23 protein-coding genes and 1 tRNA gene are annotated in these 26,151 nt (G+C 46.5%); 9 read left to right on the top strand and 15 right to left on the bottom strand.

The genetic code is table 11. The annotated features are described in order from the left end of the window. The first annotated feature begins 38 nt into the window (after window positions 1–38). The gene (locus QUA58_RS09090; RefSeq protein WP_333253423.1) at window positions 39–227 is read left to right on the top strand and encodes a chlorophyll a/b-binding protein; all 189 of its coding nucleotides are present in this window, start codon (window positions 39–41) and stop codon (window positions 225–227) included. Between the two features lie 456 nt (window positions 228–683). Here the strand turns inward: QUA58_RS09090 and QUA58_RS09085 are convergent, their stop codons facing one another. From QUA58_RS09085 to QUA58_RS09070, 4 genes are all read right to left on the bottom strand, one after another. Further along, entirely contained in the window at window positions 684–1,301 is a 618-nt protein-coding gene (locus QUA58_RS09085) for a pre-peptidase C-terminal domain-containing protein (protein WP_333253425.1), read from the bottom strand. A 230-nt stretch (window positions 1,302–1,531) separates the two neighbouring features. Then, window positions 1,532–2,980, bottom strand: a complete 1,449-nt coding sequence (locus tag QUA58_RS09080) for a trypsin-like peptidase domain-containing protein (protein ID WP_333253427.1) — start codon at window positions 2,978–2,980, stop codon at window positions 1,532–1,534. A 178-nt stretch (window positions 2,981–3,158) separates the two neighbouring features. Beyond that, the gene (locus QUA58_RS09075) at window positions 3,159–4,289 is read right to left on the bottom strand and encodes a redoxin domain-containing protein (protein ID WP_333393756.1); all 1,131 of its coding nucleotides are present in this window, start codon (window positions 4,287–4,289) and stop codon (window positions 3,159–3,161) included. Between the two features lie 275 nt (window positions 4,290–4,564). Beyond that, a complete protein-coding gene (locus QUA58_RS09070; RefSeq protein ID WP_333393754.1) occupies window positions 4,565–5,377 on the bottom strand; it encodes a Ycf66 family protein in 813 nt (270 codons plus the stop codon). A gap of 118 nt (window positions 5,378–5,495) precedes the next feature. On the opposite strand from QUA58_RS09070, the gene QUA58_RS09065 reads away from it, so the two are divergent. Then, window positions 5,496–5,666 carry a hypothetical protein gene (locus QUA58_RS09065; RefSeq protein ID WP_333393752.1) on the top strand — a complete coding sequence of 57 codons (171 nt, stop codon included), beginning with the start codon at window positions 5,496–5,498 and terminating at the stop codon, window positions 5,664–5,666. Here QUA58_RS09065 and psbX read toward each other — a convergent pair. After that, complete coding sequence (psbX, locus tag QUA58_RS09060; protein ID WP_193975715.1) at window positions 5,663–5,782, bottom strand: photosystem II reaction center X protein; 120 nt, start codon at window positions 5,780–5,782, stop codon at window positions 5,663–5,665. The genes QUA58_RS09065 and psbX overlap by 4 nt on opposite strands. A 124-nt stretch (window positions 5,783–5,906) precedes the next feature. On the opposite strand from psbX, the gene QUA58_RS09055 reads away from it, so the two are divergent. Further along, complete coding sequence (locus QUA58_RS09055; RefSeq protein WP_006634856.1) at window positions 5,907–6,191, top strand: YggT family protein; 285 nt, start codon at window positions 5,907–5,909, stop codon at window positions 6,189–6,191. 105 nt (window positions 6,192–6,296) lie between these two features. Here QUA58_RS09055 and accC read toward each other — a convergent pair whose 3' ends face one another. Then, window positions 6,297–7,649 (bottom strand): acetyl-CoA carboxylase biotin carboxylase subunit, encoded by a 1,353-nt coding sequence (gene accC, locus QUA58_RS09050; RefSeq protein ID WP_333393751.1) that lies wholly within the window; start codon window positions 7,647–7,649, stop codon window positions 6,297–6,299. 228 nt (window positions 7,650–7,877) lie between these two features. Between accC and QUA58_RS09045 the strand changes: the two genes are divergently transcribed. The 5 genes from QUA58_RS09045 to QUA58_RS09025 all read left to right on the top strand — a co-directional run bounded on the left by QUA58_RS09045 (window position 7,878) and on the right by QUA58_RS09025 (window position 9,288). After that, window positions 7,878–7,961 (top strand) — tRNA-Leu (locus QUA58_RS09045). 20 nt (window positions 7,962–7,981) lie between these two features. Next, on the top strand, window positions 7,982–8,161 hold the full coding sequence (locus tag QUA58_RS09040) for a hypothetical protein (RefSeq protein ID WP_333393750.1): 180 nt from the start codon (window positions 7,982–7,984) through the stop codon (window positions 8,159–8,161). 150 nt (window positions 8,162–8,311) lie between these two features. Then, on the top strand, window positions 8,312–8,524 hold the full coding sequence (locus QUA58_RS09035) for a helix-turn-helix domain-containing protein (RefSeq protein WP_006634859.1): 213 nt from the start codon (window positions 8,312–8,314) through the stop codon (window positions 8,522–8,524). A 37-nt stretch (window positions 8,525–8,561) separates the two neighbouring features. Continuing rightward, complete coding sequence (locus tag QUA58_RS09030) at window positions 8,562–8,960, top strand: DUF433 domain-containing protein (protein WP_333230798.1); 399 nt, start codon at window positions 8,562–8,564, stop codon at window positions 8,958–8,960. Then, window positions 8,953–9,288 carry a DUF5615 family PIN-like protein gene (locus QUA58_RS09025; RefSeq protein ID WP_333393748.1) on the top strand — a complete coding sequence of 112 codons (336 nt, stop codon included), beginning with the start codon at window positions 8,953–8,955 and terminating at the stop codon, window positions 9,286–9,288. Before QUA58_RS09030 ends, QUA58_RS09025 begins: the two co-directional genes overlap by 8 nt. A 35-nt stretch (window positions 9,289–9,323) precedes the next feature. Here QUA58_RS09025 and QUA58_RS09020 read toward each other — a convergent pair whose 3' ends face one another. The 9 genes from QUA58_RS09020 to QUA58_RS08980 form a co-directional block, all read right to left on the bottom strand. After that, entirely contained in the window at window positions 9,324–10,877 is a 1,554-nt protein-coding gene (locus QUA58_RS09020; RefSeq protein WP_333393747.1) for a hypothetical protein, read from the bottom strand. A gap of 17 nt (window positions 10,878–10,894) precedes the next feature. Next, window positions 10,895–11,251: a hypothetical protein gene (locus tag QUA58_RS09015; RefSeq protein WP_333393746.1), complete on the bottom strand. Its 357-nt coding sequence runs from the start codon at window positions 11,249–11,251 to the stop codon at window positions 10,895–10,897. Window positions 11,252–11,264: 13 nt separating this feature from the next. Beyond that, on the bottom strand, window positions 11,265–14,771 hold the full coding sequence (locus tag QUA58_RS09010; protein ID WP_333393745.1) for a CHAT domain-containing protein: 3,507 nt from the start codon (window positions 14,769–14,771) through the stop codon (window positions 11,265–11,267). A gap of 80 nt (window positions 14,772–14,851) precedes the next feature. Beyond that, a complete protein-coding gene (locus tag QUA58_RS09005; RefSeq protein ID WP_333393744.1) occupies window positions 14,852–15,529 on the bottom strand; it encodes a DNA-binding response regulator in 678 nt (225 codons plus the stop codon). A 521-nt stretch (window positions 15,530–16,050) separates the two neighbouring features. Continuing rightward, on the bottom strand, window positions 16,051–16,410 hold the full coding sequence (locus QUA58_RS09000) for a hypothetical protein (RefSeq protein WP_333393743.1): 360 nt from the start codon (window positions 16,408–16,410) through the stop codon (window positions 16,051–16,053). A 34-nt stretch (window positions 16,411–16,444) separates the two neighbouring features. After that, window positions 16,445–16,810 carry a papain fold toxin domain-containing protein gene (locus QUA58_RS08995; RefSeq protein ID WP_333393741.1) on the bottom strand — a complete coding sequence of 122 codons (366 nt, stop codon included), beginning with the start codon at window positions 16,808–16,810 and terminating at the stop codon, window positions 16,445–16,447. A 142-nt stretch (window positions 16,811–16,952) separates the two neighbouring features. Beyond that, window positions 16,953–18,224 carry an FAD-dependent hydroxylase gene (locus tag QUA58_RS08990; protein ID WP_333393740.1) on the bottom strand — a complete coding sequence of 424 codons (1,272 nt, stop codon included), beginning with the start codon at window positions 18,222–18,224 and terminating at the stop codon, window positions 16,953–16,955. Window positions 18,225–18,436: 212 nt separating this feature from the next. After that, entirely contained in the window at window positions 18,437–21,943 is a 3,507-nt protein-coding gene (locus QUA58_RS08985) for a PAS domain S-box protein (RefSeq protein WP_333393739.1), read from the bottom strand. Between the two features lie 579 nt (window positions 21,944–22,522). Beyond that, window positions 22,523–23,656 carry a serine/threonine-protein kinase gene (locus QUA58_RS08980; protein WP_333393738.1) on the bottom strand — a complete coding sequence of 378 codons (1,134 nt, stop codon included), beginning with the start codon at window positions 23,654–23,656 and terminating at the stop codon, window positions 22,523–22,525. A 498-nt stretch (window positions 23,657–24,154) separates the two neighbouring features. Here QUA58_RS08980 and QUA58_RS08975 point away from each other — a divergent pair. After that, window positions 24,155–26,151: calcium-binding protein (locus QUA58_RS08975; protein ID WP_333276543.1), on the top strand; the 1,997-nt coding region annotated here is incomplete at its 3' end.

Raw genomic sequence — 26,151 nt, 5'->3', positions numbered from 1 at the left:
AAAGTCATCACTCAAAACACGAAACTAAAAACTTTTAAATGACTGCTAAAACCCCTCCCTCCCCAAAACCGACAACTCCCAATACTCTAAAACCAGAACCAGCCTTTGGCTGGAATGCCTACGCCGAACAAATTAATGGACGATTTGCCATGGTGGGATTCGTGGGACTTTTGCTGCTAGAATTCTTCACCCGCCAGGATTTTTTTACCTGGCTGGGTTTCCGTTAAATTAATCAAAATAAATTAAAAATGGAAGCTGAAAAAATATCTAGGGCTTGCTGAAAAAGCCCACAAATCGAATCTAGGTGCCAAACAGCTTGAAAAATGGGAGATTCGGAGATGGGTTCCCAAATTTACTCCACAATTTTCCACCGAAATCCAAGGATTTTGAGCCAAAAAACGTCATAACGAGAGCACTTTTTTGTGTTTAAAAATCTTGAAACCCTTGGCAGTCATAGCTTGTAGTTCTATTCAGCAAGCCCTATCTATATTTCAGCTTCCATTCTCTTTTTAAGAGTTATTGGAAATACAGATTATAAAATTATAAGCGCAAGACTATAACATTTATAGTTGCATACAAACAGATGAATTTACCAAAGTGGATAGTAGTTGCTTGTAGTGCGATCGCCCTTGAATTATAGGGACACGGCAATGCCGTGCCCTGACTCCGAAGTTTCGTTCAAACTAATTTCCAGTTGTTTCGCGGACGGTCAAACTGTACTTGCCTCTACCTTTTGGAGGCGGATCATAAGCATTGACAATGACGCGATAGCGACCGTTCGCAGACAAGGTAACAGTAAGTTCTGAATTGGAATTTTGCTGCGTCGCATCATCATTTTCTGCAAGTAGCTCGCCCTGAGAGTTGAAAATAGCGAGATAAGTATCAAACTCGGTACTTTCTACGGTAACAACCACTTTCTGACCCTGAATGCCTTCAAAGGTATACTCGTCGTACAAACTGCTGTCCGAAGGCAGTACAGAAGACTTAGCAGGGGTGAGTTCTCCGTTTTGCTCTAAAAGGACTTTAGATGAACCCGCATCAGGACTCGGCGAAGGTTCTACAGTTGGGCTCTGAGTTGGCGAACTCTGTGGTGATGGCGACGGGTTGGGGCTTGCTTGAGCTAAAACAGCCTTGTCAGCAGGCTTCGCATCAGTTAAATTTTGAGGAAATTCTGCTGAAATGAGGGTGGAACTGCTGTTAGCAACACCTGAATTTGAAAGTGACAGGGAGATAGCCGGCTTGCCAGAAAAAGTAGCTACCAGAGCAATTGGCGCGATCGCCCAAAATCTAACTTGACGCATGAATTACCTCGATTTGCAACGAAGAAGGAAGTTCGGCAACGGATTCTGTAACGGATTTAACGGATGGAAGAAGGAAGTTCGGCAACGGATAAGTGTAAAGGATTTAACGGATGGAAGAAGGAAGTTTGGCAAGGAGCACTGTACAAGATTTAATGGATGCACGGAAGCAGGAAGCAGAATAATTCGACTAATTACCTATTCCCGATTACCCATTACCTTTTTCCCCATTTTTACCGGACTGTTAGAGTGTAACGACCCCGGCCCGAAGCATCGTAAGCATTGACAATTACGCGATAGCGACCCGTAGCAGGCAAAGTAACGGTCAGAAACGAATTTTTAGTCGAATCGCTCTCATCGTCATTTTCTGCCACTAATCGGCCGTTAGGGCCAAAGATAGCCACATAGGGATCAAAATCTGTACTTTCGAGGGAAATGGCTACAGACTGACCAGATCGACCTTCAAAAGTATACTCGCGATACAGACTGTTGTCAGACGGCAATACTGGGCCGCCTGCGACTAAAGCGCCTTCTTCTTGCAAAATCGCCCGAGAAGGCGCGGTAGGAGCACTCGCTTTCAGTTCTAACGTATAAGCCCCTGACTGCTTAGCTTGGTAGGAATTGGCCACTAACGTGTAAGTCCCGTCTGCAGGCAGCCTGACTGTAATTCTGGCGTCTTTACTGCCTGCCCCGTCATCGTCTTGTGCGATTTCGCGCTGGTTGGGCCCGAGCAAAATTAAATAAGGGTCAATTTCTTGACTTTTCATTTCTATTGTGACTTGCTGGCCCGCTTTTCCATCAAAGGAGTAGAGTTCAAAAAAGCTGTTGTCAGTGGGTAGAACGCTAGACTTTTCGGTGAGGAGGCCGCTGACGGCGGGCCCGTTTAACGCAACTTTTTGAGGTGATTTGTTGCCAAAGGGCGATCGGGCTTGAGCCACGCGGGGAGCTCGCCCTTCTCGTACTGCTGTCAGGAAAGCCGGTACTTTGTCTGCGGAAATTGCAAAACCGATACCGATATTACCTCCACCCCGACCGCGAGTAAAAATAGAAGTATTGACGCCGATTAATTCTCCTGAACTGTTGAGCAGTGGGCCTCCTGAATTGCCGGGATTGATGGCGGCGTCGGTTTGAATTAAGCCCCGCTGCTGGTCGATGCGGCTGACGATTCCGACTGTAAAAGTACCTTGAAATTGACCGAATGGATTGCCGATCGCAAATGCTTGTTGCCCGACTTTTATCGAACCTGGACGGGCTAAAGGAATGGTGGGCAAATTGTTTTGACCGCGAATCTTCACCACGGCTAAGTCTAGACCGTCTTCGCCGAATCCGATGACATCGGCGACAAGTTTTCTGCCGTCTGACAAAATGATATTGACGGTACCGCCTGCCGAAACAACGTGGGCGTTAGTTAACACCATGCCGTCGGGGCTGATAATTGTGCCACTGCCGTTAGATTTATCTGTATCGACGGTAACAACCGCCGGACTAGCCTTTTCGTAGACTCGAATATTGGTTTGTTCTTCGACAGTTTGGGCGATCGCACCCTGGGAATGCACCGAGTTAAATTCCGTTAAATCTGTTGATTGTCGCACAGGGGATGTCGTAACAACTGCAGTAGCGCTGGTTGCAACCCCAACCGTTAAAATTCCCGATACTGCTAAACTTAGAAGTTTGAAATTCATGGCGATCGATTATTATTTAGCGATCGGTAGCTAGGAATTAGGTTTTGTGGCTAACCGCTAACTACCTTCTGTAATTATTTTAGGACTTGTACAGCGTCCGTGAAAAATCAAGGCCCTCAAGAGCGATCGGTTTTGACGTAATTGGGCGATGATCGAAACCCAAATCCTCAGAAGAAGACTATCCCTCCGTAGTTTGGGCAATTCTAGAATCCGGTGCGTCAGCTAAATACTTAAAATTAGCTTGTCGTACCGCAGCATCCTCATTGCCGTAGAAAAAAGACAGCAAAGCAAAACGCTGGCCACTAATCACCGGCGTCGCTTCGTGCAGCAAAGAACACGAAAAAATAATCGCCGTGCCAGAATCCCCCTTATAACCGTGTGGCGCGTACTCTGGAAACCGTAAAAATCCCCCCGTGTACTCTCCCACATTCAAGTTTAGTGTCATCGCAAACCTGCGGTGCAGCGTAGCTTTGCTAGTGTTGTCGCGGTGCGGCATAAAATAACCGCCGCTTTGGGCATCGTAACAGCCCACCAAATACCGCTCAAACCTAGTGATTGTAAACTGGAAAGCTTTTTCTACTTCCGGCCGCACCCGGCGCAAAATAATTGCATTCAATCGCTGTTGCAACTTGGGATCTTCAATAAAGAAATCTCGGCGCTTCTTGAAAGTGTCGTCGTGGAGGCCAACAGTTTTCCCGTCCACTTGCCTCATAAAGCCCGACGGACTGCCACCGTAAGTTTTGTACATATCGATTAAACTGCGGCAAGATGCTTTGTCCAAAACGTTAGGAATTACCAACACCGGGGCGTGGCGAGTGGCTGATCGGGCTTCCTCAATTGGGGGCAAAGTTTTGAGAAAATCTAATACTTGCTGGGCGTGTTGGTGCGGTTCGCCCATCGGCAAAATATTAACTACCTGAAGGTTTTCGTTGAGAACAAAAGTTTGTGGTGCATAGTGAACTCCGGCAACTCCATTTTCTTCGACATCTCGGGAAACACCGTACTGCTGACTGACTTTTTTGTCTAAGTCCCAGAAAAAGATGAATGACGGAGCAATTGTTGTTGGTCTGTTTTGTTCTTTATCTGCTGGGTCAACGCTCACTCCGAACAGCGGTACTTGCAAGCTTTGGAATTCTTCTGAAAGCTCTTGAAAGCTTTTGAGGATAACTTGGATTTGTTCAAAAGCTGCACTGGCAAAGAAAAACAGCACGACTCGCCGGCCGCCAACAGTCGGGAAATGAAATAAGGGGTTATTTGTAGAAGGAATGGAAAACCAGGGAGCTGGATCTCCTATTTCGAGTAATGGCATCTTGCGGATTTGAGATTTGGGATTTTATATTTAGATTATTATGCTGTCGATTAGTTCCAGTGGTTCGGTATGTTAAAATCGTTTCTTTACAAAAAAATTAGCTTTTATTTGTGTATATCTGCGTTTTTCTGCGGTTTCACACTCGCAATTTACAGTCTTTTTAAGCAATAAGTCTAATATCTGAGAATAAGTAGATGGGGTTCAATAAACGCAACTTATTTTTTTGCCGGCGGGTACGATAAAAGTTTAGTTTCACCCATCTACTTAGTGTTTGCCTATTTGTCGAAATTGGGGGAATTATCCGGTTGGTCTTCCGGGTATTCTACAGGTCGATACTCCACGTAATCTGATGGCGGTGCTTCTACGTCGCGGTTGCTGGGGCGAGACCTCGATGATTCCGTAGGACGGGGTTTTTTGGTTCTCGGCGGCGTATCGGAACTGCGGTTTTCCGAAGCAGGGGGGCGACTGCTGCGGCTGCGGGTCGGTCTTTCTTCGGGGTTCTCTGGAACGTCCCAGTTGTCAGACTCTTGGGTTGGCGGGGCTTCTGGGCGAGAGGGACGTTTGCGCGAGGACGATCGATCGGGCGAGTCGGGCCTGGAGGTGTTAACACTGCCGTTGCGATTCGAGGGACGGCGGCGGGGTTCGTCGTCGTAGGCTTCCCGAGAGGAACGGTAGTCTTGGCTGCCTCTGATCCGGGGACGCTGCGGATAGTCTTCCTCTGGTTCTAGCTGTTCGATTTCGGCATCGTAGCCGTCGTAACCGTAAGCGTTGCTGACCGGTCGCTCTTCATCTACGTATTGGGCGCGAGTTTTGGCTTGGGCTGTGGTCGCTCCTCGCAGCTTGATGCTTTCTGCTGCAAAAAATATGGCGGTACCGCTGAGCAGAAATTGACCGAATGCCAGAATTGGGTCAAGCCGCCATCCTTGAAATAACAGAATACCGCCACACAGCAGACCGACTGCTGCAAAAAAAATATCGTGGTCTCGGGCTAGTTTGGGACGCCACGATCGCAGAAAGTACAGTCCTGCCCCTGCTACTGCTAGGATAATCCCTAACAGGCTGCTCCAGTTCAATCCTAAATTGACCATTAGCCTATCTCCTATGTCTTTCCTATGTTAGCGAGTTCGATTTTACATCTATCATTAAGTCTGCCAGTCCGACTGTGCTTTCTGGGGTAGCGTCCGGTCAGGGGTTTCAGCTTGGGAAGTGAACAATATAATAATGAGTTTAACGGGAAAAAACCTCAGCGAAAGCCGTCAACTGAAGGTTTTGCCTTCACAGTTGCTGGTAGCCGAGGTTTCGGAAGCGGGGAAATGCCCGATGTGTAGTCGAAAATTGACTTTCACGCCGGACTTAGAAACCCCGCTGAGTTTTTAGGTGCGCTTGATTTTGTCTTTTTGGCTGATGAAGATCAGGGCGATCGTTGCTGGAATCACTACCAGCGCAACGCCCACCAGCAGGCTGTACAGAAAATTAGCGAGTGAAGGAGTCATAGATTGAAAGCCTTTGTTACAACAATTTGATTTTTATTAATTTTATACTTTCGATCGCACCTGTGAAACGGTTAAAATTATGAATAGCAGACTTAACAAAACTTAAAATTTCGAGATAAGACCCATGACTGGTATTACCGTTGCAAGTTGGATTCTGGGCTCTGTCCTAGTCGTGATGACCTTGCTGTTTATTTTTCGGATCGTTCTGACTTGGTATCCCGAGGTAAACCTGAGCAAGTTGCCGTTGAGTCTGATTGCTTGGCCGACGGAACCTTTTTTAGCCGTAACTAGAAAGATTGTGCCGCCGATCGGCGGGGTGGACATTACGCCGATTATTTGGGTGGGTATCTGTAGCTTGCTGCGAGAAATGATTCTCGGTCAGCAAGGGCTGCTGACGATGATGATGTAAGAGTCAGCGGGCATGGGGCATGGGGCATGGGGCATGGGGCATGGGTTAGTTGCCAACTGCCAACTGACAACTGACAACTGACAACTGCCAACTGACAACTGACTACTAACTGTTTTGACCCATGAACTGTTCGACGAAATTGGTGTAAACTTCGCCGCTGAGAAACTCGGGGGAATCGAGGATTTTTTGGTGGAAGCCCAGGGTGGTGGGGACGCCGGTGATGGCGCACTCCCGCAGGGCGCGTTTCATCCTGCGGATGGCTGTCGGTCGATCGCGCCCCCATACAATTACTTTACCGATTAAAGAATCGTAGTAAGCGGGTATTTCGTAATCGGTGTAAACGTGAGAATCCATCCGCACGCCGGGGCCACCGGGAGGCAAATAACCGCTGATTATGCCGGGGTGAGGGCGGAAGTTGCGATCGGGGTCTTCAGCATTGATGCGACACTCGATCGCGTGGCCGTTGAGAATTACTTGGTTTTGCTTGATTTGCAGTTTTTCGCCTTGGGCGATGCGAATTTGTTCGGCTATCAAGTCCAGACCTGTAATCATCTCGGTGACGGGATGTTCCACTTGGATGCGGGTGTTCATTTCCATGAAGTAGAACTTGCCCGATTTGTCAAGCAGAAATTCGACAGTGCCTGCACCCGTGTAGTTGATGGATTTGGCGGCGGCGACGGCGGCGTGACCCATTTGATCTCGCAGTTTCTGGGTGAGGGCTGGGCTGGGGGCTTCTTCGAGGAGTTTCTGGTGTCGGCGCTGAATCGAACAATCTCTCTCCCCGAGGTGGATGACGTTACCGTAGTTGTCGGCGAGGATTTGGATTTCGATGTGGCGGGGTTTTTCGATGAATTTTTCGAGGTAAAGTCCGGGATTGCCGAAGGCTGCATCGGCTTCGCCTTGGGCGGCTGAGAATAGTTTGGGGAGTTCGGATGCTTCTCTCACTAGCCTCATCCCCCGACCACCACCGCCGGCTGTGGCTTTGATCATCACAGGATAGCCTATGTCGCGGGCGATCGACAAAGCTTCGCGATCGTCCGCCAGCAATCCTTCGCTACCGGGAACTGTGGGGACTTTCACCCGCTGCATAGTTTCTTTGGCGGTGGATTTGTCGCCCATCGCCCGCATTGCTGCCGGAGAAGGCCCGATGAAGGTAATTTGATGGTCGGCGCAGATTTCGGCAAATCGGGCGTTTTCGGCGAGGAAGCCGTAACCGGGGTGAATGGCTGCGGCGTTGCGCGTCAGGGCCGCCGAGATAATGTTGGGGATGTTTAAATAGCTTTTGCTGCTGGTGGGGGGGCCGATGCAAACGGCTTCGTCTGCCAACTGGACGTGCAGGGCGTGTTTATCTACGGTGGAGTGAACGGCGACCGTGGCAATCCCCATTTCCTCGCAAGTCCGCAATATGCGGAGAGCTATTTCTCCCCGATTAGCGATTAAAATTTTCGAGAACCCCATCTTCGCTGCTTAATTCACTCAATATTCTGTACAATAATGCCTTTCGGTATGTTCTGGATAATCGTTTTGCAGAAATTGTTCACAAAAATTTATTTTACATTTTGCTGGTAGTGGTGCTATGATTGTAAATCGGCGGTGTCAAAGGGCAAGTCACAAGTTAAATGTCAGGAACCTCAACCTGTGAATCTTTAACTCGTAACGCAAAAATCCCGGAGATTGCTAGAAAGAGCGGATGTGGCGGAATTGGTATACGCGCACGCTTGAGGTGCGTGTGGCATTATGTCCTTGCGAGTTCGAGTCTCGCCATCCGCATTGAATATGTAAAACAACTGTTGACAGTTTTGGTTGTCGGCAGTTGTTTTGTATTGAGTGGTTTTTCCACAGAGTCGATCGAGTACCGTAGGGTGCGGATTCATCAGATATCTTTAAGTGCGATCGAACTTCTGACAGATCCGCACCCTACAAAATACTGTTTAACTGTCGATCGACTATTAGACCTCTTGCAAAAATAACTAGGACGGGCAAGATGCCCATCCCACAAGAGTTATTTTTTCTTGTGGGATGGGCATCTTGCCCGTCCAATAAATTTATGAAAAAGACTTTTGCAAGAGGTCTATTGTGTTTGAATTAAAAACATAGATACTTATCGTTTGTCAAGTAGAATGGGGTTAGTTAGGTTCCGAATCCGAGAGTTGGCTGACGAAAAAGGATGGACGCTAAAGGATGTTGCCGATCGATCCGAGGTTCCGTACAGCACAGTCAGGCACTATGCTCGATCGGAAGGACTAGCAACGGTTGATATCACATCCATTCAAAAGATAGCTCGCACCCTCGATGTTTTGATTGAGGAGTTGATGGAAGTTGTTAAAGAATGAACCGATGAAATTATATTAGCAAACGGAAGTTAGATCGATGACATCCTACGCCTTAAACTTACCCGTTCAGTTACAGCAAGAAGCTGAAAAATTGGCAACACTCCAAGGCATTTCGTTCGATCAGTTTATCCTCTGGGCTGTAGCCGAAAAAGTCGCTACCCTCAACCAGCGGAATGACGATCCGGCTTTTCCTGAAATCACCTATGTGCGCGGCGCTAGTGGCGAACTCGTTCCCGTTTTGCGCGGCACTCGGTTGCGGGTGCAAACAGTAGTCATCGCAGCGCAGAAATGGGGTTTTTCTCCAAACCAAATTGCCACTGAGTATGACTTAAGTGAAGATCGAGTGAACGCTGTTCTCGCTTTTTATGCGGCTCACCATCAAGAAATAGACGCATCTATTGCCGCTGAGCAAATTATCGAAGCTGCTAATGTCTAAACCGCTATTGCATCTAGATGCCGATACCTCTATTAAAGCTTTGCAAGCCGCCCTTTTATCTCGCAGTCACGATGTCACTCGGACACCGACTGAGTGGATGGCTTTAGATGCTAGCGATGAGGCTCAATTGCTAGAAGCAACAGCGCGAGGGCGGTGTATTTTTACGTTTAATATCCGGGATTTTCAGGTTTTAGCTCAGCGTTATCCCGAACATGGTGGCATCATTTTGGCTGCTCAAAACAGTTGGACATTATCTAGTCTAATTGCTTCGCTCGATCGCCTGCTTTCAGAAACACAATCTGCTGACTGGAAAGGGCAAGTCCGCTAGCTTATAGCTTAATCAGTGGCGAACCTAATCCTATCTTATCGAACTTCTGTATCTCTGGTCGATCGCACTTCTTCCGCTTCCCGTAAAATATCATTAACTGGTTGACTTTGGGAACCAGATACACTTTGCCTATCGGATGATGATTTTAGCACTTTACGAGCAGTCAGCAAAGCAAGCCCTCCCAAGACTCCACCGCACAAGCAACTAATTATAACGGCACTAAAGAAAGGATGAAGCGGCAGAGGATGCTGGAAAGAGGGTGATGCCCAAGGTTTGTCTACAGCCAAGGTGTAGCTGCTGGAAACAACCCCCGCAACGCCTATACCCACACCGACAACGGCTATAGTTATTTGTAAATTGCGATCGCGATTATTCTCATTTTTCTCGTACTTTACCTGTTGTTTTTGAGCATCAACTTCCACAATACCCCGGATAGTTTCAATCATCTGTTGAAACAATTGCTTTCCTGCGGTAAGATAACTCATATTCAGTTTAATTTGTTGCCGAAAAGTCTTGCAACTCCCGTCAATAAATTCTTGTAAAAAATCTAAGTTATCGATTTCTTCTACGCTGCAATCGCTAAGTTTTTTGAGCCAATGACTATAGTTTTTAGCATTCGTTTTAATTGCAATCTGGTGAAGTTCTATATCTCGCAAATACCGCGCATAAGTTAACCCGATTTGAGGGAGTTCTGTCAGCCAGCCTTCTAGTTGTTCCAGACGTTGCTCTATATCTGATTTCAAATGGCTAAATTCTGCTACTTTTTCCTCTAATTGACTGTACAGTTTTCTCGCTTCCTCGTTGCACAGATGCGCTTGGTGATAAACATAAATAATTTTACTGCGGCAGCATAACAAATTGAGCAGCGGACGGTAATAACTACCTAATTCTTCTATCTCTGAAGTTTTTTCATCAGTATCTAACCAGACTAGGAGATGACACTTTAATCTCGGATCTTCTTGACTGTTGTCAAATTCAAAAATGGGACTACCTAGCAGTTTGCCTTCACCGATGAAATATGGTTTTGGTTGTTTAAGTTCTGAATTTTGAAACAAAGCGTCTACACAAGCTACTGCTAAATCTTGATGATTGCCAGCAAAATCAACAGGTTTGGCAAATAATACTAGGGTTTGTCCCAGTGACGCTTGGATTTCGCAAGGTAGCAGACAACCTTGAAAATTTAGGTTGCTGAGTTGGTTGATTTCTACTGTTAAATTAGGGGAAAATAGGCTGAAGTCAAGTGCGTAAGTGTCATGAAGTTGCAGCGGGTAAATTAGACCTGTTAGGGGCAGTTTGTCCGGTTGGCTAACAGTTGTAAATGACACAAATCTATCGCCATTTGACTCGTAAAGTTCAAGATGGTCGCTCTGTGGGCTATTTTCGCTGTTGCTATTGCTCAGTTTTTCGGGTAAAGAATCGAGCTGCGGATCTGTTGGCAGCAGGTGTCCCAAAGCAGCGCATTTCTGCCATAAATGGTCAGAATTGTCTACAGGTTGTTTATCCCCTTTTGCCAGGTTTTTGCACAAATGAAAGGCAAACAGTGTTAGTTTGGGGTTGGCAAGTTTGCCTGTCAATTCAGGATTGTTCATCAGCTAGAGAATGAGTGCTATTTTGACTGGTTGGGAAAACTTTCTTGGATAGCATTTAATAGCGTTTCTCTGGAGACTTTGGGAGGTGGTGGCGGTGGTGGAGCTATCGGTTTGGTTGTTCCTGGAAAGCGATCTTCCGTTGATTGGGTTTCTCCTGAAGACAACTCTTTGCGAGTCTGGCGCAATGCCTGTTTAATGTCGGTGTATTTGGTACACCATGCAATGAGGTCATCAGCAAGTTCATCCTCTGTTTCTCGAAAATTAGCACTTGCTTCTTTAAGGTCTTCATGCCGATTCTCATTCAACAAGAGAGATTGCTGATTTTTGATTAGGTGTATGAAAGCGTTGATATTCTTCAGACTATCTTCGAGCATTATTCTCAGATTCCTATTGACCAACTGAACAAAATGCAGCCCAATGGTAGGGCGATTGAAAAGGTCGTATTTCTCTAGCGCCTATGTCATCAAGCATATCGTATAGGGCTTCTTTTTGGGTGAGACGTAGGGGAAGTTGGCTTGTCCACTCTTGTAAGTTTTCTGTGGTAGCATCCCGCAGCCAAAGTTGAGCAGTGTTAAGGGCAAGAGTAACACTTAACCCGGCTTTGAGAAGCTGATAAAATTTTATCATCAAAAATGAGGTTGACAAATCGTTGACTGACCACAGCGTCGGGACTACACTCGAACTGCCGGCTACCAGGAAACCGCTAGGTAAGCTGATATATTCATCGCTGATGCTGCTAAAGTCGCTGATGCCGGTTTCGCAGGCGGAAAGCACAACTAGACGGCATTCTCGGAAGTCGAGGGCAAAGATATCTGCTAAGGTGAGGCATTTGGTGAGGTCGAGAATTTTGCCATTTCGTAAGGGTAGATAGCGAGTGGGGTTTTCTTCTGGAGAAGGCGGGGGTAATTCACTGTCGGCTAGCAGTAAGGCCGATCGCAAAGGTTGTTGAAAGTTAAAATAGCCGTGACAGCTAAAATGGGCGCAGTGGGCGATGCGGAGGCGGCTGTCATCTATGACCGATTTTTTGGCATCATTTTTGACGAGGATATCTTTGGGGTGGAAATGCTGACTAATCGCTGGCACTTCTAAGTCTGTAAATGGCAGGTTTTCGGTGGGGTTTTGGACGGCAAATAGGTGTGTGAAATTGGGGCGTTTTCGCCTTTGTGCCTGTTGCAGCAGTTGGCAACTGGGAGAATAGCGGACACCTTGTTTGAAGCAATCTAGCACACAGGGATTGGTGGGTTCAGGAGACTGGGTTTCTGGGTTAAAGCGCTGCCAGATTTCAGGGCTAACCGGCAAGGCGTGAAGGGGGAACAGGTGCAGGAAACGGTGGGGAATTAAAATTAATTGATGGCAGTGTTTTGGTACTCTCCCCAGAATTTCATTGAGATGCAATATTTCAGATAGGCTGTGGAGGCGAGGGGCTAGGTTTTGCCGCCATTGGGTTTTATCTTCCTTTTGGTAATCTCTGAGATATTCCTCGCGCCAGTTTACCAAGGCTTGAAAGTCGGCTTTTGAAGATTGCCAGACTATAGGAGTTGGTGATTGAGGAGTGATGATGAATGTGAGGAATTTGTCGCCCAGGATGTACCACTCAACGATAGCAGTGTTTTCTGCTGTGAGGGCTTGAATATCGCTGTAGAGGATGCTTTTAACTTCTTGAGTCAGCAGGAAGTCGGGGTCGATGGGTTGGATGTCGCGGACGAGCAGTTCGTCGAGTTGTTGCCGCAATTGGGTGAGATTGGTAGAATCGCGGCTGGTACTTTGTAGGGTATCGATTTGGAGGCTGCGTTCTCCCGATATTGTGCCGCTGTTGCTGTTACGATTTGTCTGTTCGTTCTCTAGTCGGCGCTGTTCGGCATCAATTTTTCGACGCAGGCGCGAGAGTTCGTTGATAACGGTTTCGGGAATATCGCCTTTGGGGTATAAGTCGCGGGTGGCGAGGAGTTCGACGAGGTTGCGGGTTTTGCTGCGCTCGGCGTATTCTACGGCTTTGGTGTAGTTTTTTAGCTTGAGGCAAACTTCCACCGTATTGAGATAGAGTTTATTCCATTCTTCGGCGAGTTTTTGTTTGGTTTCATCTCCAGAATGAATCTCACCCCGTAGGAATTCTACGGTATCAATAGCGGTGGCAAAAGTATTGTAAGCTAGCTGCAAGTTGGGAACTTCTCGATAGGCAAGCCCTAAATTAAATAAGGTTCCAGCATGGTCTTGCGGGAAAGCTTCGCGAGTACGAATTGAAAGTGCATCTCGGTAACAAAGGATCGCCCGTTCCAGATTATCCGCCCGCGAACCGTTGATTCGGGCATAGTAGGCAACAGCTAGGTTATTTTGAGTCAATGCCCAATCTTTACGGAAATCCTCAAGGGTACGAACTGTTAAAGCAGCCTCATAAAAGCCGATCGCCCGTTCCAGATTATCCGCCCGTGAACCCTTGATTCTGTAACTGTAGGTAAGAGCTAGGTTATGTTGAGTCATTGCCCATTTTTCACGGAAATCCTCAAGGGTAAGAACTGTTAAAGCAGCCTCATAAAAGTCGATTGCCAATTCCAGATTTTCCGCCCGCGAACCCTTCATTCTGTTTCTGTAAGCTTCTCCTAGGTCATTTTGGGTCAATGCCCATTTTTCACGGAAATCCTCAAAGGTACGAACTGTTAAAGCAGCCTCATAAAAGCCGATCGCCAATTCCAGATTATCCACACGCGAACCGTTGATTCTGTATAAGTAGGCAGTAGCTAGGTTATTTTGAGTCAATGCCCATTTTTCACGAAAATCCTCAAGGGTATAAACTGTTAAAGCAGCCTGATAAAAGCTGATCGCCCGTTCGAGATTATCCGCCCGTGAGCCATTAATTCTTTTACTGTAGGTAAGAGCTAGGTTGTGTTGAGTATCTGCCCAATATTCACGGCAATTCTCAAGGGTAAGAACTGTTAAAGCAGCCTCATAAAAGCCGATTGCCCGTTCCAGATTATCCGCCCGCGAACCGTTGATTCTGTATAAGTAGGCAGTAGCTAGGTTATTTTGAGTCAATGCCCATTTTTCACGAAAATCCTCAAGGGTATAAACTGTTAAAGCAGCCTCATAAAAGCCGATCGCCCGTTCCAGATTATCCGCCCGCGAACCGTTGATTCTTTGATTGTAGGCCGCAGCAAGGTTATTTTGAGTCATTGCCCAATCTTCACGAAAATCCTCCAGGGTATAAACTGTTAAAGCAGACTCATAAAAGCTGATCGCCCGTTCCAGATTATCCGCCCGCGAACCGTTGATTCTGTCACTGTAGGCAACAGCTAGGTTATTTTGAGTTTGAGCATATTTTTCGCTTCCCGGTTCCCGATTATTTAAAACTATTTGATAACCAGTAATGGCAATTTCCAGATTATTCGCTCTACTTTCCAGCGGAAAGTCACTAATATGAAAACTTAAATTTTCAATCATGGCGATAATTAAACTAATTGTTTCTGGATTTTCGACGGCAATTAAATTATGTCCCACTTGCTGTAAAATCTCGGCAAAACGGGTATTAAGGAGATATTGCCGTTGATCCAGCATCTGGTAAATTACTTTAATATCGCTATTGCTATCTGCTTCTGCTTGCAATAATTCTAGGATAAAGTTTGAATAATCTTGTGAATTTTCACCTTCAGAGTTATTGCTATCTCCTTCATCGTTCATTCCCAAACAATTAGCGATTTGAGTGGCAGTTTGTAATAAAAAATTAGCCTCGTTTTCTCGATTATTTTCCGACAATTGGGCTGCAACAGCTACCATCGTCTGCACTAACTCAGCATCCACCAATTCCAAGTTTGCATTCAAGATTTGATTTTCTTCGCCGTTGGGGCAAGTCAGGAGTGTTTGAATTAGTTGCAGGTAGGCTTGGGCGCGGGTTTCTTCCATTGTGGGGAGTTGTCAGTAACACCGATGTTTATTTTACCATGATTGGTGGTTTGGCGGTTGACGCTCCCCCGTATCAATTTCTACCCCATCCCGAACAAGTAATCGAAATTACCGTCTCCCACAGAGTTTTTAAGCGTATTGATTATTTTCCTTGCATTATCGTGAGGCCCTTCAATATAACAAGGTTTTCCATTGCGACCGAATTTCAAGCCAATTTCGCTGGTTGATTCTCCTAAATGAGCCTTCGACTCCTCGAAATCGCGATGCGGTTCAAAGCCTAATTTTTTGGCATAAGCGATCGCGCCCCAAACCAGGGCTTGTGCTTGCTCTAAACTAATCTCCTCGTATTCTTTCCCAAACTGCGAGTAAGAAAGGTGAACGAAATTTTTATATTGGCTATCGTTGCAGTTACGTGGCGGGATGACATCCTTGACTCCCAAACACCAGTAGTCGATCAAATAAGAGGCTGTTACAAAACGATTGTATCCCTTGGAACGGGTAACCACCACTAAACCCAAACCGCTCGCTTCAGAGGTTTCATTCCCCAACAATACCTTCGCAAAATTTACATCCACGAGACATTGAGCAACGGGCAATAACTCTCCTTTTTCGGCGCTAGCGAGGGCTGTTTGTTCTGCATGAGATTGAAGAAAGGTACTGACTTCGGATGCTTTCAATCCTAACTTTCGGGCAATTTGTTTGGGCGTTAATTGGCGATCGCGCAGGTTGAGAATTTCTTGTTCTTGTTCGGGCTGCATGGTTTGTCTATTGCCGTCAGGGCTGGGTTTGAGCTCAATACGGTTCAGTTAAAACTATTTATTCCTCGGAGATCCCCCTAAATCCCCCTTAAGAAGGGGGACTTTGAGTAAGTTCTTGTCCCCCCCTTTTTAAGGGGGGCTAGGGGGGATCGAGCTTAACTGAACCGTATTGGGTTTGAGCTTAGTCGATCATTGTACCGCGTTTTTGCGACCAACTTCGTAATATTGCAAAGATTGAGGATAAAACCCAGTTTCTTTGATGGTGCGAGTGGCGAGAAACCTCGGTTAGCCCGATAGTCCGCCAGGGGTTGAAACCCCTGTCTCATAGCAAAAGTCCTCTTAAAGAGGACTAAAGAGTTTTTCATTTTTATCTCGGATTTTCAGTCGGTTTCAACCGACTTTCGCTATTAGCCAGGGGTTTCAACCCCTGGCGGTTGTGGGCGACAGCGCGGAGGTCAAAAACCCGGTTTCTTTGATTTTGAACCACAGATGATGGCGGATATACGGTATTTCACGATTCACTATCCAGTTGTTAAATTACCCACTTTTTCCTTAACTTGCCCTACTTCTGAATGGCTATCTCGCTGCAAAAACTCATCTAGCAACTCATAAAAACGATAAAAAGCTCGTTCTTCATTGTTAGTATAAAACTCGATTATTCTTGCCCATGAACCTGATGTTGATACTTCATATCGCTTTTGCAACCAGGGTTGAAAGTCTCCATAAAATTCCATTTCTTTTTCTGTGGGTTCAAATCCCAACTCTTCTCTAGCCGTTCTATAACCGACTATAAACATAAAAAGATCGGTTGCAGAAGCTCGTCCGATATACATTCCTGGTTTTTTATGAATTTTACTCAATATCTCAAAAAGTCCGCTCATCTAAATACTCTCCTTTTTTCAACCAAAAACATTTTTAGAAACCGTCTAATTCTTCAACTATAAACTCTCCTCTACGACAGGAAAAATCATTCACCCAATCTTCTTTAGACAGTCCCTCAGTTGACAAATTATCAAAAACCAGCCCGCGTACTTCAACTCCGTAGTGAGTTCCATTCGTTGTAATAGATTCATTTGCACCCCCGCCCGATTTTTCTAAGCGTGTACTTAAGATAAATTCTTCTCTATACCTAGTTTTGAGCTTGAGTAACTTACCCGCAATTCTATTTTCTCCCAGCCATTTTAACACGGCTTTGGCACACGGGTCACATTTAAGGATATCGTACTGGCTGACGATCGCACCAATCTCTCGATAAATCTCCTCATCTGAAAAATCGCTCACTTTCCCTCACACCCTCTCAAATCTTCCATCAAAGCTGAAACTATTTTAATTGAGATTAAGGCTAACTGGCATATATGAGGAATTTTAACCGCAGATGTCGGCGGATGTACGCGGATGGACGCAGATAAAACCCCGGTTTCTTCTAATTTTGCCCTAATTCTGGCGGCCGCCCCATTAAACCGGTCATCAAGCGCAAAGCTAAAAACCTCACTGGGGGAATTGTCCGCAAACACCACAATCCAAAGCGGCGAAATGCTACAATTGGCAGCCAAGTATTAGAAAATAATCTGTCTAGAAAATCTGTAAATCCTAACACGATTAAATTCTCTTTTTTGCGCCAGTTGTGATACCGTTTCAATACTCGCAAATCGCCGATGTCTTCGCCTTTTTGGTGCGCTTGCTGCAAGATTTGGGCGATCGCCCCAGCGTCTCGAATGCCCATATTTAATCCCTGGCCGCCCACGGGATGGCAGCAGTGGGCCGCGTCGCCAATTAGTGCTAATCTGGGCAAAACGTAGCGATCACTCTGCATTAACTGCACCGGAAACAAAAAGCGATCGCTCTCCAATTCCAAACGCCCCAAAAGCCCGCCCGTGCGCTGTTCCAACAAAGCTAAAAACTCTTTTTCATCCATTTGTTGCAAAGCTTTAGCTTCCGCGTGGGGTGCTGTCCAAACTACTTGACAGCGGTTCCCAGGTAATGGTAATACTCCCATCGGGCCGCTCGGCCAAAAGCGCTCAAAAGCGATATCATTGTGCGGTTTTTCGGCTTTAATGGTGATCGCAATGCAGGATTGCCAGTATTTCCAGCCGCGAGTGCCGATATTTGCTGCTGTGCGGATTCGAGATTTAGAACCGTCTGCGGCAACTAACAATTTAGTACGAATTGTGCGAGTTTCGCCGTTTTGTTTGATGTGAATTTCAGCGCTATTATTTAAATATTTTACATCTATTACTTCCGCCGGACAAACCCAACTAAAATTCGGGTTTTTTGCCAAAGATTCTTGCAAAGCTGACAGCATGACTCCGTGCTCGCCAACGTAACCTAAAGCTGCTTTTGGTACAGGCAATTTGCCAGTATTTCCCAAATCCGGGCGGTGGAATTCCACGACGCCGGGATAGTCGCCGTCGCAGAGGCTAATTTGCTCGAAGGTGGTGATTTGCGGCAAGATTTGCTGCCACACGCCGATACCTTCTAAGATCATTCCTGATAGTAAGGTAATTGCATAAGCTTGTTTTTTGGCTGCTGCGACTGCGGGGAGTTGGGTTTCGATTATGGCGATTTTTAAGCCGGAATCTTTTAAGGCGCTGGCTAAGGTTGCCCCAACTATGCCGCCTCCGACGATGGCGATGTCAAAGTCGAGTGTTGGTGTTTGAGTCGAGGCTGCGGTTGGAGAAAGTTGGTTTACGGGCATTTTCAAGGGATTTTGTCAAAGTTAATTGGATTGTTACTTTGTTATTGTAAAGAATTATTTCGATTTAGGGCGATCGAGAAGAGGAGACGGGAGATGGGGAGACGGGGAGATGGGGAGACGTTGAGAAATTTATGATTAATGACAACCATCAAGGATCAAATGCCCACTATCAACTGCCAACAGTCAACTGTCAACAGTCAACTGTCAACAGTCTAATGACTAATGACCATTTCCTTTGTGTTTTCGGTAGCCAGCGCCGATACTTCCTGGCGAATGGGAATCTCGATGACAAACTCTGCACCTTCCCCAGGCGTGGAAATACACTGCAATTTGCCTCGGTGTTTTTCAACTATAATCTGATAGCTGATTGACAGTCCCAAGCCTGTGCCTTTGCCGACTGGTTTAGTAGTAAAAAATGGGTCAAACAACTTGCTAATAACTTCTTGATTGATTCCCATCCCGTTGTCGGCAATCCGAATTGTTACTGTTTCTGAGTTCGCACTGGTGCTAATCCGAATTGTGTTGTGGTGAGAATATATTTCTCTGGAAGAATGACTGCTGTTGTACTCTTCGAGGGCGTCGAGCGCATTTACTAAAAGATTCATAAATACTTGATTGAGCTGACCTACATAGCACTCGACTTTGGGAAAATTGCCGTATTCTTTGATAATCTCAATAGCGGGACGAAGTACATTAGCTTTGATCCGGTGCTGCAAAATTAGCAAAGTGCTTTCAATTCCTTCGTGAATGTCTACTAGCTTCATCTGCGATTCGTCGAGTCGGGAAAAGTTGCGTAAGGATACAACTAAGTCGCGGATGCGATCGGCTCCTACTTTCATTGATTCCAAAATCTTCGTAAAGTCTTCCATTAAGTAATCAACTTCAATGTCTTCGGCTGCTTCTACAATTTCTGGGACAGGATTTGGGTATTTTTCCTGGTAAAGGTGGAGCAAACCGAGCAAATCTGTGGCGTATTGGGTGGCGTGGGTGATGTTGCCGTAGATGAAGTTAATGGGATTGTTAATTTCGTGGGCGACGCCGGCGACTAGCTGCCCGAGAGAAGAGATTTTTTCGGTTTGGATTAGTTGAGTTTGAGCTTGGTGCAACTCGTGGACAGCTTTTTCGAGCTCGGTTGCTTGCGATCGATACTGTCCCTCGGACTGCTTGAGTGCTTCCAAAACTTGGACTCGATCGCTAATGTCGGTGTGAGTTCCCACCCATTCACGAATGCTACCGTCTGCTGCTAAAATGGGGACGCCCCGCACCCAGAAGTGTCTGTAGCTGCCGTCTGCGGCCCGCAAGCGGTGCTCGACTTCGTAGAGACTTTTTGTTTCTATGGCCCGCTTCCAAGCTTGTCTGGTGCGATCGCGGTCTTCTGCGTGCACTGCTTCTATCCAGTTGTCCTTCTCTTTCCAACTCATGCCCGTATAAGCTATCCAATCAGGCTGAGGCTTATCGAAGATTCCGCTAGCGTTTGTCGTCCAAACCATCTGTGCCGTGGCCATTGCCAGCGATCGGTATCTTTCCTCGCTTAGACGCACAAATTCTTCGGCTTGGCGACTGGCTGTCACATCGCGCAAAATAGCTGTGAATATGATTTCGCCTGCCACTTCGAGTCTGGAAATAGAAGCTTCGGCGGGAAATTCCGTACCATCTTGGCGGCGGGCGAAAATTTCTTTGCGGTTGCCCATTGTTCGGGCTTGTTTAACGCCGCCGCCGAAATTGCTGACGAGATGGCTGTGAGGGGCGACAAAAGCTTCGGGCAACAGCAGGCTCAGGGATTGCCCGATCGCCTCAGCAGCCGTCCACCCAAAAATCCGTTCTGCACCTTGGTTGAACAGGATAATTTTTTGGTCAGCATCCACGGAAATAATCGCGTCGTCGGCAATTTCTAAAATGCCGGCGAAACGAGCTTGAGACAGTTGCAGCGCTTTTTCAGCTTGGAAGCGATCGCTGATGTCGCGGGCGATCGTCGAAATGTATGCGAGTTTGCCGCCCGATGCGGAGTGAGAGATGATGACTTGGCTGATGGGAATTTCAAGTCCTGATGGTGACACAAAGGCTGTTTCTCCGCTCCAAACGCCCTCGGAAATAGCGGTGGCGATCGCCTCTTTCAAGGTGCTGCGGGCTGACGCTGCTGTGAATTCTGCAATTTGTCGGTGGGATATATCTGCGTCTTCGTCGATACCCACCATTTTTCTGCCTGCTTTGTTAATGTAAATGGCGCGCCCTTCGAGGTTGTAGGTTCCTACAAAATCAGGGGTTGCTTCCAGAATTGCTGCCAGACTTCTGTTGGCAATTTCGGCTTTTTTGCTTTCAGTAATATCCCGCGCGATGGTAACTATACCGCTAATATTTCCTAGTCCGTCCCGGTAAGCACTTTTTGTAGAAAGAAATGTCCGCAAATTTCCTTTGACTGGCAGGTCTTCTTCGATTGCTTGCGTTGTTCCCGTTGTCATAATTGGGCGATCGGTTTTTCTAATTTTGTCGGCAATTTCCGGGTGAAATAACTCGCTGTCATGTCTGCCGATAATCTCGTCTACCGACTTGCCAATTATACTAGCTCCCGCAGCATTGAGCATTAGGTAATAGCCCTGAATATCTTTGACAAATAAGGCTGCTGGCGTACTATTGATGACGGCCATCAACAGGTTGTAGTTTTTTTGAAGCGCCTGCTTTGTTGTTTGAGAGTCGAAAATTTGCTGTTGCAATTGCTCGTTAGTGATTTGCAGTTGGATAGTCCGTTTCTCAACTTGAGTTTCTAAGTCTGATTTAGCTTTCCTCAGTCCCAGTTCCGCTCGATAGCGCTTCCGGTCTGCGCTGCAGAGAGTTTTGGCATTCTGCCAAATCAGAACAGTAAAAATAATCACGTTCAATACGCTTAACAGCGATATCCCTACCTCCGGCGTGTAGGCTTGTAACCGATCTCCCAATAGGATGAAATAACCAACTAAAGGCGGGATAATGATTGCCCGTGGCAACAAGCGCCTCGCCATGATTCCACCGGCGCGATCGCTCGTCATTACTGCTATAAATCCTCTCTCTGGACTGGTAAATAAAATGCCGAAGCTCAGCAACATAAATGCTGCGGAGGTGTGCAAAGCCATTCCTGTATTATTGCCAATTTGGTAAAATAAAGCTTTGTCGTAGAAATAGCCTATCAAACCCATAAATGCAATTAAAAATGCTGCACAGCTTAAGATTTGAATCCGCAGGTATTTAGGCCGATGTTCTGACAGCAGCAGCAGCGATGTTCCCAGCAATAAAAAAGCAGCAGCAGTATTCGGGGCCATGCGTCCTGGTGTTCCGGGGCTTGTCAACCTATCACTTTCTTTAAATAGCAGTTGGTCGATGCCTAAGTCTAAATTAAAGCTATATTGAACTAGGGTTAATAGGCTAATTAATATCATTAAAAATGAACATCCCAAAATTAAATATTTATGATTTTTTTGATACTTTCTTGCTGTTGATTTGGCGCGCCGGATCTGTTGGATGAATAGAGAAAACCCGCCCAAAATAAAGCAGACCGCAGTATTGACTTTCATGGTGACGAGTCCGGGCAGAATGCTTTTTAAGAGTTGCAGATCGAATATCCAACCCAAAATGACTGTACAGCCGATCGCCATTACTGCAATACTCGCTTTTTTGGAAAAAGACTCGACAGCAGCCATTCGGGTTGAGGGCGTTTGCAGTTGTTGTGCTCGTTCAAAAACTTCCAATTTCTCGATCCCTCAAATTATTTGGGTTTCTACGTATCCACGGTAACAATAAACACTGTATGTATATTGTTGCCCGCTATACAAAGCTCCTTAAGATTTTCTTAAGACTGCCAATCATAAAATATGAATTATTTTATCTAACTTTAGATAGATAGTCAACTGAAGATTGAAGGCTCTTATGTAGAAGGGATTCGGCAGAATTCAGTATTTTTTTTGATTGGAAGTTAAAACAAAAAATTCCTTGTTCCTTGTTCCGTGTCCCTTGGATCTCGGTAATTGGCCCCCGATTCATCGGCAAGACGGAGTGTTTTTACTCAGTACATCGAGGGATAATGGTAGCGGATGAATCACTCTGCTACAAAATCACTCGCATTATAAACCGGCTGCTGTGGCTGTGGGAAATGCGATCGGCAGAACAGATAAGACTCGGCGGTTGAAACCGCTCCTTGTCAAACAAAGTCCGCCTACGCGGACTAAAGAGGGGATATTAAAGTCGGATTTGGTAACTGTCAACAGTCAACTGTCAACTGTCAACTGACAACTGACAACTGACAACTGACAACTGACAACTAACCACAGTCAACTAACTCCTAAGTTTTGAAGTGCTTGCAAAGCTTCGGTTGCTGATGGGTAACGCTGGGGGAAAGCGTACAGCACCATCTGGTCTAAAACGCGAGCAAACTCCGGGGTGACACTTGCATTTTTCTGCCAGATGAGATTCCCTAAATTATCAACTCTGAGTTGTTTCGGGCGCATTCCTGTCAAGGCTTGAATCCCGATGATCCCGACAGCATAGATGTCGCTGCAAAATTTCGGCGAACCGATGGCTTGTTCGGGGGGAATGTACTCTTGCTGAGTGCCACCGCCGCGCGATTTGGTTTGACCGATGCTATTTTCCGAGGTGTTGATTTCTTTAACTGCCCCAAAGTCAATTAATACAATCTTGCTGTCTGATGCGCGCCTGATTAAGTTTTGAGGGTGAACGTCGCGGTGAATTACATCTTGTTTGTGAACAAAAACCAGCACTTCTAAGATATCTTTCAACAAAGCAATAACCCGCTCTTCTTCCCAGGGTTGACCTTCGATTAGTTCTTGATACAGGGGTTGTCCTTCGATGAATTGATAGACTAAATAAAAATACCCCTCTTCTTCAAAGCGAGCTAACAATTCCGGTATCCGATCGTGTTGGCCCAGTCGATATAACACCCGCGTTTCTCGATCGAATAGATGGCTGGTTCTCTCTGACTGGCTTTTCAGGCGCTTGACGAGACACAAAGGTCGATCGGGCAAATTTTCATCTTCAGCCAGATAGGTATCGCTGTACTCCGTATTCACCAAGTGTTCTCTAATTCGGTAACGCATCCGCAGCAGCTTTTGCAACATGGGATCGACAGAATTAGCTTGTTGTGTGCCTTTTTGTACAGCTCTCATGATGCAGTCCCAAAGATTTGCTCCGACTACTCTTTCTTCTTGTCCAATAATTTCTGCTTGCTTCAGTACCTTGGTGAGATCTTTCCACAAGTTGTAGCCGACATACCGCCCCAGGTAGCCCACTGTATACCCGCGGGCGATCGAATCGTTTTGCTGAATTTCTTGGTACGTCAAACCCGCTACAACGCCTCGAACGATCGACTGTTGCAACCGACTCAGGTGTTTTTCCGTTTGTTCGTATACCAGATTGTCCAAAAACAATATTGCTTCTTCTACTGTCATAGCTTCATGCGTTAAGTGATTGGTACAGGAGCCACGCATTTTTCTATCGCTAGATTCCTGTTATACAGGGTTTGACTTAACTTTGATAGCTTTGTCTACAGATTGAAATATATTTTTACAAATATGACTTTTATGACTTTAAGTTATGAATTTTATGAATTGACCTTCTAAGTATTTTATTGGATAATCTCAATCAACAAGTTTACAAAGGCGATCGAACTCATAATTTATGACATTTTAGACAACACCCCTGGGTGTTTAACCCCACGTTCAAGAAAACTTGATTAATGACTAAATCAGGACTTACGCATAAATACCAAAGAAACCGGGTTTTTTGGAAAAACCCGGTTTCTCAAAGCTCAAATGCAGTATTTCCGTAAAAAAACCAGGTTTCTGCGTCCAGGACTGTAAATGCTATTTCGATCGACCAAACCGAAATAACACAGTTTAAGCATCAGAAAATCCGCAATTCACAACATCAAATCAGGAAATGCAGTTATGGCACTTATCTTTGCACCTAATGACAATGACACTTTACTTACAGGAACTGCGAACGATGACGACATATACGGAGACGCAGGAAATGACACCCTCGTCGGCCAAGCAGGTATAGACTTTCTTTTCGGCGAAGAGGGCAATAACTCCATCCTCGGCGGACTTGGCGATGATATCCTGTTTGACGGACTCGGCGATTCGACTCTCAGTGGCGGTGAAGGCAATGATTTTATTGGCAGTGATGGCGGTAATGACCTCATGCTTGGCGAAGCGGGAGATGATACTCTCATCAGCTATGAGACTCTCGCCGGTGCGAACAAATCTAGTACCCTTCTAGGCGGATTAGGCGACGATGTAATATTTGGCGGTTTTGGCAAAGATTCCGTCGATGGCGGAGATGGTTTTGACTTGCTCGCAGGTTTCGATGCCGATGATTCTATTTCTGGAGGAGATGGCAGCGATTTCCTCTTCGGCAATGACGGCAATGACACTCTCAGAGGGGGACTCGGTGGCGATATTCTGGCTGGGGGATCTGGCAGCGATTTGATCGACGGCGGAGACGGTTTTGACTTAGTTTCCTATGCGGCAGCGACAACTCCAGTGCTGGTAAATCTCGTAACAGGGATAGCAACGGGAGAGGGAACCGACACTCTCATCGGTATTGAAGACATTTTTGGTGGCAGCGACAAGGACTCTCTAACAGGGAATACTAGCGTTAATTTCCTAAGTGGTTTGGCAGGCGATGACTTTCTGTCGGGATTGGATGGCGGTGACTTCCTCTACGGCGGTGATGGCAAGGACATCCTCGACGCCGGATTGGGCGACGATTTCCTCGATGGGGAAGCTGGCGATGATTCTCTGTCAGGATTGGATGGAGATGACTTCCTCTACGGCGGTGATGGCAAGGACATCCTCGACGCCGGAGTGGGCAACGATTTCCTCGATGGGGAAGCTGGCGATGACTCTCTGTCAGGTGGTGATGGCACTGACTTCTTGTTTGGTGGTGATGGCAATGACTTCCTCGGTGCCGGATTGGGCAACGATGTCCTGTCTGGGGAAGCGGGGAATGATACGGTTGATGGTGGAGAGGGTGTTGACTTTGTTTCTTATGGCGGTGCAACTGGGCCGGTAGTTGCTAATCTGACAACTGGGACGGCAACGGGAGAGGGAACGGATAGTCTCATTGGTATTGAAGATATTGAAGGCGGCAGTGGCAATGATTCTCTGACAGGAAATACTAGCGTTAATTTCCTAAGTGGTTTGGCTGGCGATGACTTCCTATCGGGATTGGATGGCGATGACTTCCTGTTGGGTGGTGATGGCAAGGACATTTTGAATGGCGGGGCGGGCAATGATTTTATGAGCGGGGGGGCTGGCGATAATTCCTTAAACGGGGGGTTGGGCGATGATTTTGTATTCGGGGGAGATGGCAATAATACTCTTGCTGGTGGCGGGGGTGCTGACTTCTTGCTGGGAGGGACGGGCAATGATGTTTATCAGTTGGATGGTACAACGGCTCAAGGTAGCTTCATTTCAGATATTGGTGGCACAAATTCCCTCAGCCTTCCGGGAGTAACGCTTGCGCTCACTTTGGCCCCTGGAACGACGGGCTTGGGACGAAATGGCACGAGTTTGGTGATTGATTTGAACCAAGATGGCGTGCTGAATGCTCAAGATGTGGAGATTTTCGACTTCTTTGCGGCGCCGACGGGGACTACTCCTGGTGCTGGTGTTATTCAAACGGTGGGCAATTTAAGCAGTACGCAAATTTTAAGTAGTGTTGTCTCGCCTCCGACTCCACCACCAACTCCGACTCCACCACCAACTCCGACTCCACCACCAACTCCGACTCCACCACCAACTCCGACTCCACCACCAACACCGACACCTCCACCAATTGACCCGATAACTACACCGACACCGACTCCAACTCCAACTCCAACTCCAACTCCAACTCCAACTCCAACTCCAACTCCAACTCCAACTCCAACTCCAACTCC

Origin of the sequence: Microcoleus sp. N9_A1, assembly GCF_036701795.1 — a bacterium.
GTDB lineage: Bacteria > Cyanobacteriota > Cyanobacteriia > Cyanobacteriales > Microcoleaceae > Microcoleus.
The sequence above is the reverse complement of the archived record's forward strand: the minus strand, read 5'-3'. Positions and strand labels throughout refer to the sequence as shown.

Coding starts and splice junctions, on each gene's coding strand:
- QUA58_RS09090 (WP_333253423.1), top strand. CDS start 39: ATGACTGCTAAAACCCCTCCCTCCCCAAAACCGACAACTCCCAATACT.
- QUA58_RS09085 (WP_333253425.1), bottom strand. CDS start 1,301: ATGCGTCAAGTTAGATTTTGGGCGATCGCGCCAATTGCTCTGGTAGCT.
- QUA58_RS09080 (WP_333253427.1), bottom strand. CDS start 2,980: ATGAATTTCAAACTTCTAAGTTTAGCAGTATCGGGAATTTTAACGGTT.
- QUA58_RS09075 (WP_333393756.1), bottom strand. CDS start 4,289: ATGCCATTACTCGAAATAGGAGATCCAGCTCCCTGGTTTTCCATTCCT.
- QUA58_RS09070 (WP_333393754.1), bottom strand. CDS start 5,377: ATGGTCAATTTAGGATTGAACTGGAGCAGCCTGTTAGGGATTATCCTA.
- psbX (WP_193975715.1), bottom strand. CDS start 5,782: ATGACTCCTTCACTCGCTAATTTTCTGTACAGCCTGCTGGTGGGCGTT.
- QUA58_RS09055 (WP_006634856.1), top strand. CDS start 5,907: ATGACTGGTATTACCGTTGCAAGTTGGATTCTGGGCTCTGTCCTAGTC.
- accC (WP_333393751.1), bottom strand. CDS start 7,649: ATGGGGTTCTCGAAAATTTTAATCGCTAATCGGGGAGAAATAGCTCTC.
- QUA58_RS09035 (WP_006634859.1), top strand. CDS start 8,312: ATGGGGTTAGTTAGGTTCCGAATCCGAGAGTTGGCTGACGAAAAAGGA.
- QUA58_RS09030 (WP_333230798.1), top strand. CDS start 8,562: ATGACATCCTACGCCTTAAACTTACCCGTTCAGTTACAGCAAGAAGCT.
- QUA58_RS09025 (WP_333393748.1), top strand. CDS start 8,953: ATGTCTAAACCGCTATTGCATCTAGATGCCGATACCTCTATTAAAGCT.
- QUA58_RS09020 (WP_333393747.1), bottom strand. CDS start 10,877: ATGAACAATCCTGAATTGACAGGCAAACTTGCCAACCCCAAACTAACA.
- QUA58_RS09015 (WP_333393746.1), bottom strand. CDS start 11,251: ATGCTCGAAGATAGTCTGAAGAATATCAACGCTTTCATACACCTAATC.
- QUA58_RS09010 (WP_333393745.1), bottom strand. CDS start 14,771: ATGGAAGAAACCCGCGCCCAAGCCTACCTGCAACTAATTCAAACACTC.
- QUA58_RS09005 (WP_333393744.1), bottom strand. CDS start 15,529: ATGCAGCCCGAACAAGAACAAGAAATTCTCAACCTGCGCGATCGCCAA.
- QUA58_RS09000 (WP_333393743.1), bottom strand. CDS start 16,410: ATGAGCGGACTTTTTGAGATATTGAGTAAAATTCATAAAAAACCAGGA.
- QUA58_RS08990 (WP_333393740.1), bottom strand. CDS start 18,224: ATGCCCGTAAACCAACTTTCTCCAACCGCAGCCTCGACTCAAACACCA.
- QUA58_RS08980 (WP_333393738.1), bottom strand. CDS start 23,656: ATGACAGTAGAAGAAGCAATATTGTTTTTGGACAATCTGGTATACGAA.